General features: G+C 74.2%; 11 protein-coding genes. 8 read left to right on the forward strand and 3 right to left on the reverse strand.

All coding sequences use genetic code 11. The features are described 5' to 3' along the window. Positions 1-137 precede the first annotated feature (137 nt). Complete coding sequence (locus tag IEZ10_RS01580; RefSeq protein ID WP_229810838.1) at positions 138-1,010, forward strand: alpha/beta hydrolase; 873 nt, start codon at positions 138-140, stop codon at positions 1,008-1,010. 203 nt (positions 1,011-1,213) lie between these two features. Here IEZ10_RS01580 and IEZ10_RS01585 read toward each other — a convergent pair whose 3' ends face one another. After that, positions 1,214-1,939 (reverse strand): hotdog fold domain-containing protein, encoded by a 726-nt coding sequence (locus IEZ10_RS01585; RefSeq protein WP_189244620.1) that lies wholly within the window; start codon positions 1,937-1,939, stop codon positions 1,214-1,216. A 432-nt stretch (positions 1,940-2,371) separates the two neighbouring features. On the opposite strand from IEZ10_RS01585, the gene IEZ10_RS01590 reads away from it, so the two are divergent. Both IEZ10_RS01590 and IEZ10_RS01595 read left to right on the forward strand, forming a co-directional pair. Then, positions 2,372-6,541 (forward strand): SpoIIE family protein phosphatase, encoded by a 4,170-nt coding sequence (locus IEZ10_RS01590; protein WP_189244621.1) that lies wholly within the window; start codon positions 2,372-2,374, stop codon positions 6,539-6,541. After that, positions 6,541-6,837, forward strand: coding sequence for an STAS domain-containing protein (locus IEZ10_RS01595; protein WP_189244622.1), 297 nt, complete (start codon positions 6,541-6,543; stop codon positions 6,835-6,837). Before IEZ10_RS01590 ends, IEZ10_RS01595 begins: the two co-directional genes overlap by 1 nt. A 91-nt stretch (positions 6,838-6,928) precedes the next feature. On the opposite strand, the gene glnA2 is transcribed toward IEZ10_RS01595, so the two are convergent. Continuing rightward, on the reverse strand, positions 6,929-8,290 hold the full coding sequence (gene glnA2 / locus IEZ10_RS01600) for a gamma-glutamylpolyamine synthetase GlnA2 (RefSeq protein WP_189244623.1): 1,362 nt from the start codon (positions 8,288-8,290) through the stop codon (positions 6,929-6,931). A 291-nt stretch (positions 8,291-8,581) separates the two neighbouring features. On the opposite strand from glnA2, the gene IEZ10_RS39740 reads away from it, so the two are divergent. Genes IEZ10_RS39740 through IEZ10_RS01615 form a run of 3 tightly spaced genes read left to right on the forward strand, consistent with a single transcriptional unit; the run spans position 8,582 to position 11,279 of the window. Beyond that, a complete protein-coding gene (locus IEZ10_RS39740; RefSeq protein WP_189244624.1) occupies positions 8,582-9,622 on the forward strand; it encodes a terpene synthase family protein in 1,041 nt (346 codons plus the stop codon). A gap of 35 nt (positions 9,623-9,657) precedes the next feature. After that, positions 9,658-10,197 carry an EF-hand domain-containing protein gene (locus IEZ10_RS01610; protein ID WP_189244625.1) on the forward strand — a complete coding sequence of 180 codons (540 nt, stop codon included), beginning with the start codon at positions 9,658-9,660 and terminating at the stop codon, positions 10,195-10,197. After that, a complete protein-coding gene (locus tag IEZ10_RS01615) occupies positions 10,197-11,279 on the forward strand; it encodes a terpene synthase family protein (protein ID WP_189244626.1) in 1,083 nt (360 codons plus the stop codon). Before IEZ10_RS01610 ends, IEZ10_RS01615 begins: the two co-directional genes overlap by 1 nt. 10 nt (positions 11,280-11,289) lie before the next feature. Here IEZ10_RS01615 and IEZ10_RS01620 read toward each other — a convergent pair whose 3' ends face one another. Continuing rightward, complete coding sequence (locus tag IEZ10_RS01620; protein WP_189244627.1) at positions 11,290-12,267, reverse strand: ArsR/SmtB family transcription factor; 978 nt, start codon at positions 12,265-12,267, stop codon at positions 11,290-11,292. Between the two features lie 47 nt (positions 12,268-12,314). Here IEZ10_RS01620 and IEZ10_RS38600 point away from each other — a divergent pair, with 47 nt between their 5' ends. Next, positions 12,315-13,805: an MDR family MFS transporter gene (locus IEZ10_RS38600; protein ID WP_229810839.1), complete on the forward strand. Its 1,491-nt coding sequence runs from the start codon at positions 12,315-12,317 to the stop codon at positions 13,803-13,805. A gap of 431 nt (positions 13,806-14,236) precedes the next feature. Then, positions 14,237-15,757, forward strand: a complete 1,521-nt coding sequence (locus IEZ10_RS40220; protein ID WP_189244628.1) for a BTAD domain-containing putative transcriptional regulator — start codon at positions 14,237-14,239, stop codon at positions 15,755-15,757.

The following is a 15,757-nucleotide window of genomic DNA, read 5'->3' on the forward strand; positions in this document are numbered from 1 at the left end:
CAGGACCTCATGACCGGATCTTACGGCGCGGCGCCGCGAGTCCCCGATGCCGCTTTCCGGGGGACGATGATGACCGGGCGGTGACCGGGGTGGCAGACTGGCCGGAACCTGGGTTCCGAGGAGAGTGTGGTGAGCCGGTGAGCGCTGTGAGTCCCGTCTTCGGCGAGGTCGCGGTCCCCGGCGGCGCGCTGCGCGTCGCGCGGTTCGGCACGGGGCCGCGCGTGGTCGTGGCGGTGCACGGCATCACCGCCTCCCTCATGTCCTGGGGCGCCGTCGCCCGGCGGCTGCCGGCCGACTGGTCGCTCGTCGCGATGGACCTGCGGGGCCGCGGCCACAGCGCCGATCTCCCCGGCCCGTACGGCCTGCCCCGCCACGCCGAGGACGTGAACCTGGTGGCCGACTCGGTGGGCGCGGCGCGGGACATCGTGCTGACCGGCCACTCGATGGGCGCCTACGTCGCCGCCCTCGCCGCGGCCGGCCGCGACTACGCGAAGGTCGTGCTGATCGACGGCGGGCTGCCGCTGCCGCAGGCCCCGGGCGCCGACCCCGACGCGGTGCTCGCCGCCACGCTCGGCCCGGCCCTCACCCGGCTGGAGCGGACCTTCCCCGGCGTCGAGGCGTACGTGGACTTCTTCCGCGCCCACCCGGCCTTCGCGGGCGCCTGGCGGCCGGAGGTGGAGGAGTACGTCCGCTACGACGCGACCGGCCCGGAGGGGGCCGTGCGCTCGCGGGTCCGGGCGGAACCGGTCCGCCAGGACGGCCGGTGGCTGCTCACCGAGGGAGAGGCGATCGGCGACGCGCTGCGCGCGGCGCGGTCGCCGCTGTCGCTGCTGCGGGCGCCGCGCGGGCTGCTGGACCAGCCGGTCGGCATGCTGCCCGAGGAGGTCGCGGCCGTCTGGGCAGGGCGGCTGCCCGGGCTGCGCGACGAGGTGGTCGACGACTGCAACCACTACACGATCCTGTTCGACGACCGCTGCGCCTCGCTGGTCGCCGACCGGCTGACCCGCTGATCCGCGGGCGCGCGGTCTCCCGGGACGGTTTCCGCGCCGGCCGGCCGCTGGGGCGGCTCCGGCGGGACGTGCCCGCGCCCGCCTCCGGGAGCGGGCCGCCCGCGCTCCTGGAGGACGGCCGCCCGCCGCGACGGCGGCGGGCGGGCCGGAGACCAGATGATCCGGAAGGATCGGCCGGCCGGAGGATCCGGTCGCCCGGAGGGTCAGGCGGGGGCGATCCAGGTGGCCTTGGCGGCGGCGACCAGGGTGCCGTCCACCTCGTACACGGCGCTCTCACCGAAGAGCTTGCGGCCCTCGCGGCCGGTGGCGCGGGCCACCACGGAGTAGGTGCCGCCGGGGTAGACGCGGCGGTGGACCCGCGCGGTGAGACGGCCGAGCAGGGCGAACTCGCCGGGCTTGAAATGCGCCCAGCCGGTGGCGCAGTCGAGCGCGGCCCAGACGACCGCGTCGGGGACGACGCCGTCGGTGTCGGTGACGGTCATCGGCACCCGCCAGCCGGCGGCCACCAGGCCGGTGTCGCCCACCGGGCCGGGGAAGATCCGCAGGCCGTCGCCGGGCGTGCGCAGACCGCAGGAGAAGCACCCGGGGAAGGCGTGGGCGGTGAAACCGGCGAAGCCGCCCTCGGCGCGGGCCGCCTCGTTGAACGGCACGAACCCCGGGGCTTCGAGCTCCTCGGCGACCGAGATGGCCTCCACCAGGAGGGCGCCGTCGTGGGTGAGGGTGGCGGTGTTGGCCAGGTGGCGCAGCTCCAGCTCGGTGTCGAGCGGGGTGGGCGCGTGCAGCGTGACCTCGACGGCCGAGTCGTGCCGGGCGCCGTGCGACGCCTCGGTGACCGTGCCCGCGATCCATCCGCCGTTCGCGGTGCCCTCCGGCCCGCGGAAACGCGCCGGAACGGTCAGCACGGTCTGCAGCTCGGCAGCCGTCGTCATGCCGCACCTCCTATTGCCTTCACGGCGATTGGTTCGTTAAGAAATCGTTTTGAACGGACCGACCGATTTTACCGGAGCCATCGCGTACCCGCCGAATCAGGGGTCCGTGACGTCCCGCCGGTCACGGGCGTTCCCCGGCCGCGGGGCGGCCGGCAGGTCTCGCCGGGAGACGCGGATCGCGGCGGCACGGGAGGGCAAGGATAGGGCACCGCGCGGCGCTTGCGCGGCCGGATTCCGGGTTTCGGTGAGATATGCTGCCCGTCACCGTCGCCTCACTAATGCCCTGGTTCATGCCGGTTCGTCCGGTGGACGGCCGGCCCCGCGGGTCGTGTCACCGATCTCCGCAGGCGGGGACAGCGGCTGTCGCGCGGCGGCGGCACGGTGACGAATCCGGTGCGCGAGGCTGGGCCCGGCGTGAAGAAGGGGTGTCAGATGACGCACTACGACGACGCCGAGCACGGGCCGGTGAGAGCGGGCGGGGCTCAGGTGTTCGCCGCCGACGACGAGGTCGGCAAGGACCTGGCGGTGGTGGACTGGCGGGCGACCCCGCTCGGGCCGCCGGCCGGGTGGCCGCAGAGCCTGCAGACGGCGGTGAGCATCCTGCTGGCGTCCCGGTTCCCCATGTGGCTGGCGTGGGGGCCGCAACTGACGTTCTTCTGCAACGCCGCCTACCGCCGCGACACCCTGGGCCGGAAGTACCCGTGGGCGCTGGGCCGGCCGGCCGACGAGGTGTGGGCGGAGATCTGGGCCGACATCGGCCCGCGGATCGGCACCGTGCTGGCGACGGGGAAGGCGACCTGGGACGAGGCCCTGCTGCTGTTCCTGGAGCGGGCCGGCTACCCGGAGGAGACCTATCACACGTTCTCCTACAGCCCCCTCAGGGACGACGCCGGCACGGTGGTCGGCATGCTGTGCGTCGTCAGCGAGGACACCGAGCGGGTCATCGGCGAGCGGCGGATGGCGACGCTGCGGGACCTCGGCTCCGATCCGAGCGTGGTCCGCACCGAGCAGGAGATGCTGGCCTTCGCCTGCCGCCAGCTCGGCCGTAACCTGCAGGACCTTCCGTTCACGCTGACCTACCTGCTCGACGACGGCTGCGCGCGGCTGGCGGGGACGACCGGGATCTCCGACGGGCACCCGGCCGCCCCGGCCGTCCTGCCGCTCGACGATCCGGACGGGGTGTGGCCCACGGCGGCGCCGACCCGCGGGGAGCCGGCGCTCGTGACACTCGGCGGCGACGCGTTCACCGGCCTCCCGTCCGGGGACTGGGCGGAGCCGCCCACGCAGGCGCTGGTGGTGCCGCTGCTGCAGCAGGGCGGCGCGCCGTACGGATTCCTGGTGGCCGCGCTCAACCGGTACCGGCCCCTGGACGACGCCTACCGCGGGTTCATCGAGCTGGCCGCGGGACATGTCGCGGCGGGGATCGCCAGTGCCCGCAGCTACCAGGCCCAGCAGCGGCGAGCCGAGGAGCTGGCCGAGCTGGACCGCGCGAAGACCGTCTTCTTCTCCAACATCAGCCATGAGTTCCGCACCCCCCTGACGCTGATCATGGGGCCGGTGGAGGAGCTGCGCACCCGCCTGCAGGGGGCCGACGCGCAGGTGCGCGACGAGCTGGAGGCCATCCGCCGCAACGGGCTGCGGCTGGGCAAGCTGGTCAACACCCTCCTGGACTTCTCCCGCATCGAGGCCGGCCGGATGCAGGCCCACTACGAGCCCGTCGACCTGGCCGCGGTCACCGCCGAGCTGGCCAGCCTCTTCCGCTCCGCCGTGGACAGGGCCGACCTGGAGTTCCAGGTCGACTGCGTCCCCACGGACGAGCCGGTGTACATCGACCGCGGCATGTGGGAGAAGGTGATCCTCAACCTTCTCAGCAACGCCCTGAAGTTCACCTTCGAGGGCTCGATCGGCGTCACGGTGCGCGGGGAGGGCGACCACGCGGTGGTGACCGTCGCCGACACGGGCATCGGCGTCCCGGCCGAGGAGGTGCCGCGGCTGTTCGAGCGGTTCCACCGCATCGAGAACGCCCGCTCGCGGTCCAACGAGGGAAGCGGCATCGGGCTGGCCCTCGTCCGGGAGCTGGTCGGCCTGCACGGCGGCACCATCGTCGCCGACAGCGTCGAGGGCGAGGGCACCCGCTTCACGATCAGCCTGCCGTTCGGCTCCGCGCACCTGCCTCCCGAGACGGTCGGGACGGCCGCCGACTCCGCCGCCGCGGGCTCCGTCTCCGCCGACCCCTACGTCCAGGAGGCGCTGCGCTGGCTGCCCGCGGACGACGCCGCGTTCACCGTGGACGCCGCGGAGACACCGCCCCACGACGCCTCCGCCTCCTCCGGCGCCGGCCCGGCCGTCTCGGCGCGGGTGCTGGTCGCCGACGACAACGCCGACATGCGCGACTACCTCGTCCGCCTTCTCAAGGGCGCCGGATACCGCGTCAGCACCGCGGGCGACGGGTGGGAGGCCCTGGACGCCATCCGCGCCGACGCGCCCGACCTCGTGGTCAGCGACGTGATGATGCCCCGCATGGACGGCCTGGCCCTGGTCTCGGCGCTGCGGAGCGACCCGCGCACCGCGGCCGTCCCCGTCCTGCTGCTGTCGGCGCGGGCGGGCCAGGAGGAGTCCATCGAGGGCCTGCAGGCCGGAGCCGACGACTACCTGGTCAAGCCGTTCGCCGCCGCGGAGCTGCTCGCCCGGGTACGGGCCAACATGGAGATGGCGCGTCTGCGCCAGCACCAGGCCCGCTGGCGCACCGCCCTGGTGGACTCGCTGCAGGAGGCGTTCTTCGTCTGCGACGAGAACGGCGCCGTCGTCGAGATCAACAGCGCGTTCACCGACGTCCTCGGCTACGGCCCGGAGGACCTGCCCTACGCGCCCGTCCACCCGTGGTGGCCGGACGCCGACGCCGACCCGGAGGCCCACCGGCAGGTCGCCGACGCCTTCTCCGACCTTCTCGGCCACGACAAGGGCGGCTACACCATCCCCGTCATCCACCGCGACGGGCACCGGGTGTGGGTCCGCGCCAGCTTCAACCACGCGCAGGACCCCGACACCGGGCGCCGCGTCGTCGTCGGCACGTTCCGCGACGTCACCGCCGAGCACTACGCCATCCAGCGTGAGAGCGCCCTCGCCTCGCTGAGCACGGCCCTGTCCCGGGCCGTGAGCCTCCCCGACGCGCTGGCCGGCGCCCTGCGGGAGCTGCACGGCCTGTGGCGCGCCCGGTGCGTGCTGGCCGCCGTCTTCGGCGGCGACGAACCCACCCTGACCGCCACCGACGAATCGTTGAGCTGGCACGGGCTCTCCGCCGAACACCGCCGGGCGCTCGCCGGCCTGCGGGAGCGGCCTCCGCTGGCTCCTGTCGCCGACCGCACCGGGATGGGCGTCCTGCTGGAGCACCCCGAGGGTCCGCTGGCGCTGTGGGTCGATCTGGGCGGCCACCGACCCTTCACCGGCGAGGACCAGCTGCTGCTGTCGCTGCTGGCCGGGTATCTCGCCCAGGGTCTGGTCCGCGCCCACCAGATCGACCAGCAACGCGAGACGGCGATCGCGCTGCAGCGCGCCATCCTCGGTCCCGCCCGGCTTCCCGACGGGTTCGCCGTCCGCTACGAGCCCGCCACCCGCCCCCTGGAGGTCGGCGGCGACTGGTACGACACCATCACCCTGCCCGACGGACGCATCGGCATCGTCGTCGGCGACTGCGTCGGGCACGGCGTGGAGGCCGCCGCCGTCATGGGGCAGCTGCGGAGCGCGTGCCGCGCGCTGCTCCTGCAGGACGCCAGTCCGGCCCGCACCCTCATGGCCCTGGACCACTTCGCCGCCGGCGTCCCCGGCGCGAAGTGCACCACCGCCTTCTGCGGCGTCCTCGACCCGGCGACCGGGCTCCTGACCTACTCCAGCGCCGGGCACCCGCCGGGCATCCTCGCCTACCCCGACGGCACCACCAGCCTGCTCGACGGCGGGCGTTCCATCCCCCTGGCCGCCCGGCCGGGCAGGACCCGCCCCGAGAGCGAGACCGTCATCCCCGCCCGCGCCACGCTCATGCTGTACACCGACGGCCTGGTCGAGCGTCGCCGCCATCCGCTGGACACCGGCATCGACCGGGCCAGCCGGGCCGTCCAGGACGGCCGGGACACCGCCATCGACGACCTCGCCACGCAGGTGATGAGCCGTCTGGCGCCCGCCGACGGCTACAACGACGACGTCGCCCTGCTGCTCTACCGCCACCCCACACCGCTGGAGGTGACCTTCCCCGCCGAGTCGTCCCAGCTCGCACCCGTCCGCAGCGCGCTGCGGAACTGGCTCACCCAGTGCGACCTGCCCGCCCAGACCATCCAGAACGTCCTCGTCGCCGCCGGTGAGGCGTGCGCCAACGCCATCGAGCACGGCCACCGCCACGCCCCCGGCGACACCGTCCGCCTGAGGGCCGAGGCGTTCGTCGACAACCTGCGCCTCACCGTCGCCGACAGCGGCCGATGGAAACTTCCCCAGCCCGAGGCGAACGCCCACCGCGGCCGCGGCGTCGCCCTGATGCGCGCCATGATGCAGCAGGTCACCATCACGCCCAGCCCGTCCGGCACCACCGTCGACATGCTCATGAGGATCGCCTGATGACCACGCCCCTTACCCTCACCCCCGGACACCGCCCGGACGGGGTCGCGCTCCTGACCGTCGCCGGTGAGATCGACATGAGCAACACCGACGTTCTCGCCGCCGCCCTCGACCGCGCCCCGGGCCCCCTGGTCCTCGACCTGACCGACGTCGAGTATCTCGACAGCGCGGGCCTGAGCGTCCTGTTCACCCACGCCGACCGCATCACGGTCATCGCCAACGACCTGCTGTCCCCCGTCCTGACCATCTCGGGGCTCGCCGAGCTCGCCACCGTCCACGACAGGAGACCCGAGTAGGCGCGCTTCGGGGGCCCGCCCGACGTCGCCGGCCGGGCCCCGGGGCCGTGGGACCCCGCCGGCGGTGTGCCGGGCCGGGGAGCCCCGCAGGTCAGAGCACCGGCAGGTAACGGCCCAGCTCGAACTCGGTGACCTGGCGGCGGTACTCGCGCCACTCGGCGCGCTTGTTGCGCAGGAAGTAGTCGAAGACGTGCTCGCCGAGGGTCTCGGCGACCAGTTCGCTGTGCTCCATGACCGAGATGGCCTCGTCAAGCGACTGCGGCAGCGGGCGGATGCCCAGCGCCCGGCGCTCGGCCGAGGTCAGCGCCCAGACGTCGTCCTCGGCGCCGGGGGGCATCTCGTAGCCGTCCTCGATGCCCTTCAGGCCGGCGGCCAGGATCACCGCGAAGGCGAGGTAGGGGTTGCAGGCCGAGTCCAGGGAGCGGAACTCGATGCGGGTCGAGCCGCCCTTGTGCGGCTTGTACATCGGCACCCGCACCAGGGCCGAGCGGTTGTTGTGGCCCCAGGAGATGTAGCTCGGCGCCTCGCCGCCGGCCCCGGCGATCGCCTCGGCGCCGCCCCACAGCCGCTTGTAGGAGTTGACCCACTGGTTGCACACGGCGGTGATCTCCGCGGCGTGCGCGAGCAGGCCGCCGATGAAGGAGCGGCCGACCTTGGAGAGCTGGTACTCCGCGCCGGGCTCGTAGAAGGCGTTGCGGTCGCCCTCGAACAGCGACATGTGGGTGTGCATGCCCGAGCCGGGCTGCTCGGTGAAGGGCTTGGGCATGAAGCTCGCCCAGATGCCCTGCTCCAGCGCGACCTCCTTCATGACGAGCCGGAACGTCATGATGTTGTCGGCGGTGGTCAGCGCGTCGGCGTAGCGCAGGTCGATCTCCTGCTGGCCGGGGCCGCCCTCGTGGTGGCTGTACTCGACGGAGATGCCCATCGACTCCAGCATCATGATCGCGTTGCGCCGGAAGTCGTGGCCGGAGCTGTGCGGGGTGTGGTCGAAGTAGCCGCCGTCGTCGATCGGCTCGGGACGGGCGCCCTTCTCCGGCCGCTCCTTCAGCAGGAAGAACTCGATCTCGGGGTGGGTGTAGAAGCTGAACCCCATGTCGGAGGCCTTGGCCAGGGTGCGCTTGAGCACCCAGCGCGGGTCGGCGTGGGAGGGTGACCCGTCCGGCATGAGGATGTCGCAGAACATCCTGGCCGCGCCGGGCATCTCGCTGCGCCAGGGCAGGATCTGGAACGTCGAGGGGTCGGGCTTGGCGAGCATGTCCGACTCGTAGACCCGGGCGAAGCCCTGGATCGACGAGCCGTCGAAGCCGATGCCCTCGGCGAAGGCCCCCTCCAGCTCGGCGGGTGCGATGGCCACCGACTTGAGGAAGCCCAGCACGTCGGTGAACCACAGCCGGATGAACCGGATGTCGCGTTCCTCAAGGGTGCGGAGAACGAACTCCTGCTGGCGGTCCACGGCTCCTCCTCCATTACCGACCGGGTGCGACACTCCTGGCCGCGTATCAGTCTGCCCGCTTCGTGTTTCGCACACGTTACGAGAAGAACGGCGGGAAGGCGCATCGGCCGCACCGCCCGCGGGCCCGGCGGCTGGCGCGTCCCGGCCGTCCGGCGTGACCGGTGGTGCGAGACTCCCAGCAGCCGGAACCGAGTTTGCCCAGGTCAAAGCGGCTAAAACCCCTCTGACCAGATCAAGGTGGTCACTCGTTCCCGGCCGGAACGGACCGATGTTCTCCCGGGGAGGAAGACGATGCGCACCGGACTGCGGCACGGACCTGCGGGCGGCACCGCGCCCGCCGCGCCGCCCATCTCGCTCACCGAGCGGCTCGCGGCGCTGGCCGTACCGTGCCCGGTGCACCCGTCGGTGCACCGGATCGAGGCGGCGGCCATCGCCTGGTCGCGGCGGCACGGCCTGCGGGCCGATCCCGGCGGGGGCGCGCACCTGCTGGCCGGAAGGGCGTTCGCCGGGTACGGCACGGACGCGGCCACGATGTTCGCCCGCTGGCTGGTCTGGATGTCCGCGGCGCGCGAGGACCCCGCGGCGCTGGCCGGGGTGCCGCGGGTGGCGCGCGGGGACGAGCCGGGCCCGGCGGCGGTGGAGCGGGCGTTCGCCGACCTGTGGCGGGCCTGCGCGCCGCGGATGAGCGACGGCTGGCGCGAGGGGTTCCTGGCCGGGCTGGCCGCCCAGTGCGCGGCGCTGCTCCGCGCCGCCGCGCCGGCGGCCGGGGACTACCCGCCGTTCGGCAGGGACCGCTTCGGCCGCTACCTGTTCGACCTGGTGGAGCCGTGCGCCGGGGTGGAGGCGCCCGCGGCCGTACGGCGGGGCCCGCACTGGGCGGCGGTCGTCGAGGCGAGCTGCGACGTGGTCACGTGGTGCGCGGACCTGATGGCCGGGGGCGGCTACCTGACGGCGGCGGCCGGGCTCCCCCGATCCGCGGCGGGGCTCACCGGTCCCACGGCGGGGCCCACCGGCTCCACGGCGGGGCTCACCGGCTCCACAGGCGGACAGAACGGCACGGTGGGGCCCGACGGCACGGCCGGACCCGATGGCGCGGGCGGCCGGGACGGCGTGTGCGGCGGGGACCCCGTGGCGTGGGTGACCGACCGGCTGGTCGAGCGGATGGACGACCTGTGGACGGCCGCCCGCGCGATCCCGCAGGTGGTGGAGCGGCGCGGCCTCGACACGGCCGCCGCCCGGGAGGTGATCCAGGTCACGTGCGCTTTCTTGACCATTCCCAGGGCCTACCTGGAATGGCTCTTGGAATCACCTCGCTATCGTCACCTAGCGTAATCGTTCGCGCCATTCACGTAACACGGGGGTCTACCGTGAGCACCGAACTTCTCAAGCACAAATTAGACCGCGCCTTCGGACACCTGGACGTCGACGGCGACGGCCGGGCCGTACGGGACGACATGCTCGGGCTGGGCGCCAGGATCCTGGTCGGTTTCGGAGAGTCACCGACCTCTCCGGCGGGCAACCGGCTCGTCGGCGGGCTGGAGGCGGTCTGGGCGACGCTGTCGGCCGCGACCGGCGGTGACGGCGTGATCTTCCCGGAGGGCTTCCGGGCCGGCATGATCTCGGCGTTCGTGGAGGGCGACCGGTTCGACCCGGTGTTCCGGCCCGCCGCCGAGGCGGTCGCGCGGCTCTGCGACACCGACGGGGACGGGTCGGTCCGGCCGGCCGGCCTGCGGATCGCGCTGACCGCCTTCGGCACCGCCCACGACGACGTGGACGTGGCGTTCGACCGGCTCGACCGCGACCGGGACGGGGTCATCGCGGTCGGCGAGCTGGTCGAGGCGGTCCGGCAGTACTACACCAGCGCCGACCCGAACGCGGCCGGCAACTGGCTCTTCGGGCCGCTGTAGTGCTCGCCAGGACATGCGGGGCGGCGCCCCGCGAGGTGGAGCGGTGGCCGTCCCGGGCCCACGCCCCCGTCACGGCCGCGTCCCTGCTCCTGCCCCTCGTCGAACGCGTCCCGGCGATGGGCGCGCCCTGCCGCATGCACCCCGCGATCGACCGGATCGGGGCGTCGCTCGCCGGGTGGGCCCGCGAGACGGGGCTGGAGCCGCCCCCGGGGGCGCGGTTCGAGCGGATGGCGGGCCGGGCGCTCGCCGACGCCGGCGAGGACGCGACACTGCTGTTCGCCAAGTGGCTGACCTGGCTGTTCTGCTTCGACGACGAGTGGGACGAGAAGCCGGCCGGGCGGGTGGCCGAGACCGTGGACGCCGCCTTCGCCCGCCTCGGCCTCATGACCCGGGCGTCGCCGCTCGTGCCGGGCGCGGCCGGGGAGCGCCCCCCCGTGGAGGCGTCGTTCGCCGGCCTGTGGCGGGCCACGGCGGGGCGGATGAGCGCCCGGTGGCGGCAGCGGTTCGCCCGGGGGCTGGTGGCCCAGGGGGCGGCCTGCCGCGCGGAGGCGGAGAACCGGTGCGCCGGGCGGGTGCCCTCGGCCGCGGAGTACCCGGCGCTGCGCCGGGGCACCGCGGGGCCGTACCTGTTCGACCTGGTGGAGCCCTGCCTGGGGGTGGAGGTGCCGCCGGGACTGCGGGAGAGCGTGACCTGGCGGACGCTGCTGGACGCCTGCAACGACGTGACGGCCTGGTGCAACGACGTGGCGTCGTATCCCAAGGAGCGGGCGAACGGCGACGTGCACAACTACGTGACGGTCGCCGCGAGGGCGTTCGGGCTCTCGGAGGCGGAGGCCGTCGCCTGGGTGAGCGACCGGATCGCCGAACGCGCCGAGGACCAGCGCGCCGCGGCCCGGCGGCTGCCCCGCCTGTTCGACCGGTTCGCGCTGTCGGCGGCCCAGGCCAGGGACGTCAGCAAGGTCGCGTGCGCCTTCCTGGCCGCGCCGCGGGCGCAACTGGAGTGGCTCCTGGAGTCCAGCCGGTACGACGCGGCCGGCCCGGCGGCCCGGGACGGGTACGGCCCGATGGCCCGGAGCGGGTAGGTACGGCGGCTCAGGGGACGCAGGCGAGGGAGTCGCCCACCGGGCTGCGGCGGTAGACGACCTCGCGGCCGAGACGGCGGCGGGTCACCAGCCCCCCGCCGGCCAGGACGGTGAGGTGCTGGCTGACCGCCCCGGGGGTGAGGTCCATCCGCCGGGCGAGCGCCGAGGTGGTCGCGGGCTCGCCCAGGGCGGTGAGGATCCGGGCCCGGGTACGGCCGAGCAGCGCGGCGAGGGCGTCGGGGGCGGGCGGCGGGCCGTCGGTCCACAGCGTGCCGACGCCCGTCGCCGGGTAGACGAGCATCGGCTGGTACGGCTCGACCATCGCGGCGGTGTCCGGCCAGTAGAAGGCGGTCGGCACGAGCACCAGGCCGTCGCCGCCGATCGGCGCCGAGTACTCCCAGTTCCGGACGACGGCGAGCCGGTCACCGCGCCAACTCACGTTCGGGTGCAGGTCGGCGAATAGCTCCCGGGCCCCGCCCGCGGCGAGCCTGCGGGAGCGGCGCAGCACGTCGGCCTCCAGCAGGCCGTGGACGCGCGGCCAGAACTCGGCGAACGCCGCCTCCCAGTACCGCTCCAGGGCGTCGGCGACGCGCGCCACCCCCGCCTCCGGGTCGGCGGTGAACCGTGCGACGATCCGGGGATCGGCCCCTTCCACCCAGCCCGCCTCCTCGGCCGCCCGCTCCGGGGGCGTGCGCCGTACTTGATCCAGTTCGGCGGCGAAGTCGGGCAGCGGGGTCTCGGGGGCCGGGGTGATGAAGTCGACGAGGTAACCGCGGACCGGGACCAGCGCGAACAGCTCCGCCATGTCGAGCGCGGCCACCCGGTCGCGCACCGCGCGCACCCACGGCAGGTGCAGGGAGTGCCGGGCCGGGTGGCGGATCACCCGCAGGCTGGCCACCAGCTCCCAGAGCGGGGAGAACGCGAAGCGGATCCGCGCGACGTCCTCGGGGGCGAAGATCCACTCGATGTGGCAGGACTTTTTAGGCACGGCTAAAAGATTCGCGCCCGGCCGCCCGCCTGTCCAATCCTGCCGCCATGACGAGCACGACCCTCGCCGGGCCCGGTTCCCCCGGCTCCCCCGGTCCCTCCGGCCCCTCCGGTTTCCTGCGGTCGAAGCTGGGCGGCCTGCCCCGGCCGTTCTGGGCGCTGTGGGCCGGCACGCTGGTGAACCGGGTGGGCATGATGGTCCAGCCGTTCATCGGCGTCTACCTGATCGAGTCCCGCGGCATGTCCCTGGCCGCGGCCGGCACGGTCATGACGGTGTTCGGGGCGGGCTCGCTGATCTCCCAGGTCCCGGCGGGCTGGCTGGCCGACCGGTACGGCAGGCGGATCACGCTGGCCGGCGGCATGACGGCGACCGCCACCGGCATGGCGGCGCTGGGCGCGAGCAGCTCGTTCCCGGCGATCGTGGCGTCGATGTTCGTGCTCGGCCTGGCGATCGACGCCTACCGGCCCGCCTCCAACGCGCTGGTGGCCGACCTCGTCTCCCCCGCGGACCGGCCGCGCGCCTACGGCCTGCTCTTCTGGGCGCTGAACCTGGGCTTCTCGGTGGCGATGGTCGCCGGGGGCTGGCTCGCCCGCGCCGGGTACGGCTGGATGTTCGCCGTCAACGCCCTCACCTCGCTGGCCTTCGGCCTGCTGGTGTGGCGGGCGGTGCCCGAGACGCTGCCCCGGCGCGCGGGCCGCACCGGGTCCCGGGGCGGGGACGGCGGGTCCCCGGACGGCGGCGGACTCCGGGGCGAGGGTGACCGGCTCCGGAACGGCGGGACGCCGGCCGGGGATCACGGCACGCCCCGGAACGGAGACGGCGGGACACCGGCCGAGGATCACGGCACGCCTCAGAACGGAGACGGCGGGACACCGGCCGAGGATCACGGCACGCCCCGGAACGGAGACGGCGGGACGCCGCCCGGGGATCGCGCCGGAGCGCCGCGCGGCGGGCTCGCCGCGCTGCTCGGCGACCGGCTGATGATCGCCTACTGCCTGATCTCCCTGCTGTACAACATGGCCTACTCCCAGGTGTTCACCACCCTGCCGGTGGCGATGAGCGGTTCGGGCTTCTCCACGGTCGACTACGGCCTGGTGATCGCGGTGAACGGCGTGCTGATCGTGATCCTGCAGCCGCTGACCGGCGACTGGGTCGGCAGGCGCGACCCCGGCACCGTGTTCGCCGCCGGACTGATCGTCATCAGCGCGGGCTTCGCGCTGACCGCCTTCGTCTCCAGCGTCGCCGGGTACGCGGTGGGCGTGGTCGTCTGGACGCTGGGCGAGATCCTCACCGCGGGGCTGCCGGGTGCGATCGTGGCGATCCTCGCCCCGCCCCACCTGCGCGGACGCTACGCCGGCATGTACGGCCTGGCCATGTCGGGCGGGGCGATGCTCGCCCCGCTGGCCGGGACCCACCTGCTCGCGGCCGGCCCCGTCACGCTGTGGCTGACCGTCGGCGGCGTCAACCTGGTCGCGGCGGCGGGCCTGCTCGCGATCCGCCCGGCCCTGCGCCGCCGCGCGGCCTCCCCGGAGGCGTGACCGCGGCGGCCGGCCCGCGGCGCCGGGCGCGTTGAGCCGTTGTTGATCCGATTGCTGTTCCCGCGCGGTACGGTCCCCCGGTCATGGAATGGAGGGCTGGGGCGATGCGCGAACCGAGCCGGGTCCCCCCGGGAACGGCGCCGGCCTGGGCGCGGAGCGCCGCGGCACCGGCACCGGCATCGACTGCGGCAGCGGCAGCGGCCGCCGCGCCGTCCGACGCACCCGCCGACTCCCGGCATAGCACTACATATTCGGTTATTTCACCCTTAAAGGGATTTTCCACTTTCGGGGTGAAGATCTGTGACCGAAGTGGTGCCGCCGCCCACCTTGAATGTGGGGTTTCGACTCCCGATGATTCTCTTCAGTCGGCGAACGATGGCAGGTGGGGCTGGTATGACATTGGACGCGGTGGCTCTACGCTTACGCCTGCGATGCTGACATTTCGGGCTCTGGGACCGTTCCAGGCATGCCATGGCGGGGACCCCGTCGATCTCGGCGGGCAGCGTCAGATGGCCGTGCTGGCCCGGCTGCTCGTCGCGGGCGGCCGTGCCGTACCGGTGAGCATGCTCATCGACGAGCTCTGGCCCGGCGAGCCCCCCGCCCAGGCCCTGTCCACCGTCCAGGGATACGTCTCGCGCCTGCGGCGCGCCCTGGAGCCCGGCCGCGCCCCCCGGGAGGAGGCGGAGGTCCTGGTCTCCGCCCCGCCCGGTTACGCGCTGCGCGCCGCCCCCGACCAGGTGGACACCTGGACGTTCGAGCGCGCGGTGAAGGCGACGGGCGAGCCGGCCGAGGTGTGGGAGCACCTGGGCCGGGCCCTCGCACTGTGGCGGGGACCTGCCCTGGCCGAGTTCTCCGACCTGCAGTGGGCGGCGACCGAGGCGGGCAGGCTGGAGGAGCTGCGGCTGGTCGCGGTGGAGCGCCGCGCCGACGCGGGCCTGCGGCTCGGGCAGTCCGGCGCGCTGGTGGCCGACCTGGAGGCCCACGCCTCCGCCCACCCGCTGCGGGAGGAGGCCTGGCGGCTGCTCGCGCTGGCGCTCTACCGCAGCGGCCGGCAGGGTGACGCGCTGGGCGCCCTGCGGCGCGCCCGTACGCTGCTGCGCGAGGAGCTGGGCCTGGACCTCGGCCCGGCCCTGCAGCGCCTGGAGTCCGACATGCTGGCGCAGGCCGCCCATCTGGACCTGCCGCCCGCGCCGCCCGCCGCCGGGGAGACCCGTGAGGCCCGCGAGGTCCGCGAGGTCCGCGAGGTCCGGGACACCGCGGCTTCCGCTTCCGCGGAGACGAGCGGGCCGCGGACGCTGCGCGTGGTGGTGGCCGACGACCAGGCGCTGGTCCGCACCGGCCTGCGGGTCGTGCTGGACAGCGAGCCCGGCTTCCAGCTGGTCGCCGAGGCCGAGGACGGCGAGCGGGCGATCGCGGCCGTCCGCGAGACCTCCCCCGACGTGGTGCTGATGGACATCCAGATGCCCCGGCTGGACGGCCTGACCGCCGCGCGGCGCATCCTGGCCGACGACGCGCCACCGAAGGTGATCATGATGACCACGTTCGGCACGGACGACAACCTGTACGCGGCGCTGCGGGCCGGGGTGAGCGGCTTCGTGCTCAAGACCTCCGCCCCCGAGCAGCTCATCAGCGCGATGCGGGCCGCGCAGGCGGGGGACGCGCTGATCGACCCCGCCGTCACCACCCGGCTGATCGCGGCCTTCGCCGGACGGGCCGACCCCTCGGTCCCGCCCGCCCTCGCCGGCCTCGGCGACACCGACCTGGACCTGATGAAGCTGGTCGCCCGGGGGCTCACCAACCGCCAGATCGCCGCGACCCTGTCGGTGTCCGAGCACTCGGTGGCGCAGTCGATGACCAGGCTCCTGGACCACCTCGGGCTGCACGACCGCGCCCAGCTCGTCGTCGCGGCCTACGAGTCGGGGCTGGTCAACCCCGGCGGACCGGGCAGGTAG

It is taken from the genome of Streptosporangium pseudovulgare (genome assembly GCF_014648055.1).
In the GTDB taxonomy this organism is placed as follows: Bacteria; Actinomycetota; Actinomycetes; order Streptosporangiales; family Streptosporangiaceae; genus Streptosporangium; species Streptosporangium pseudovulgare.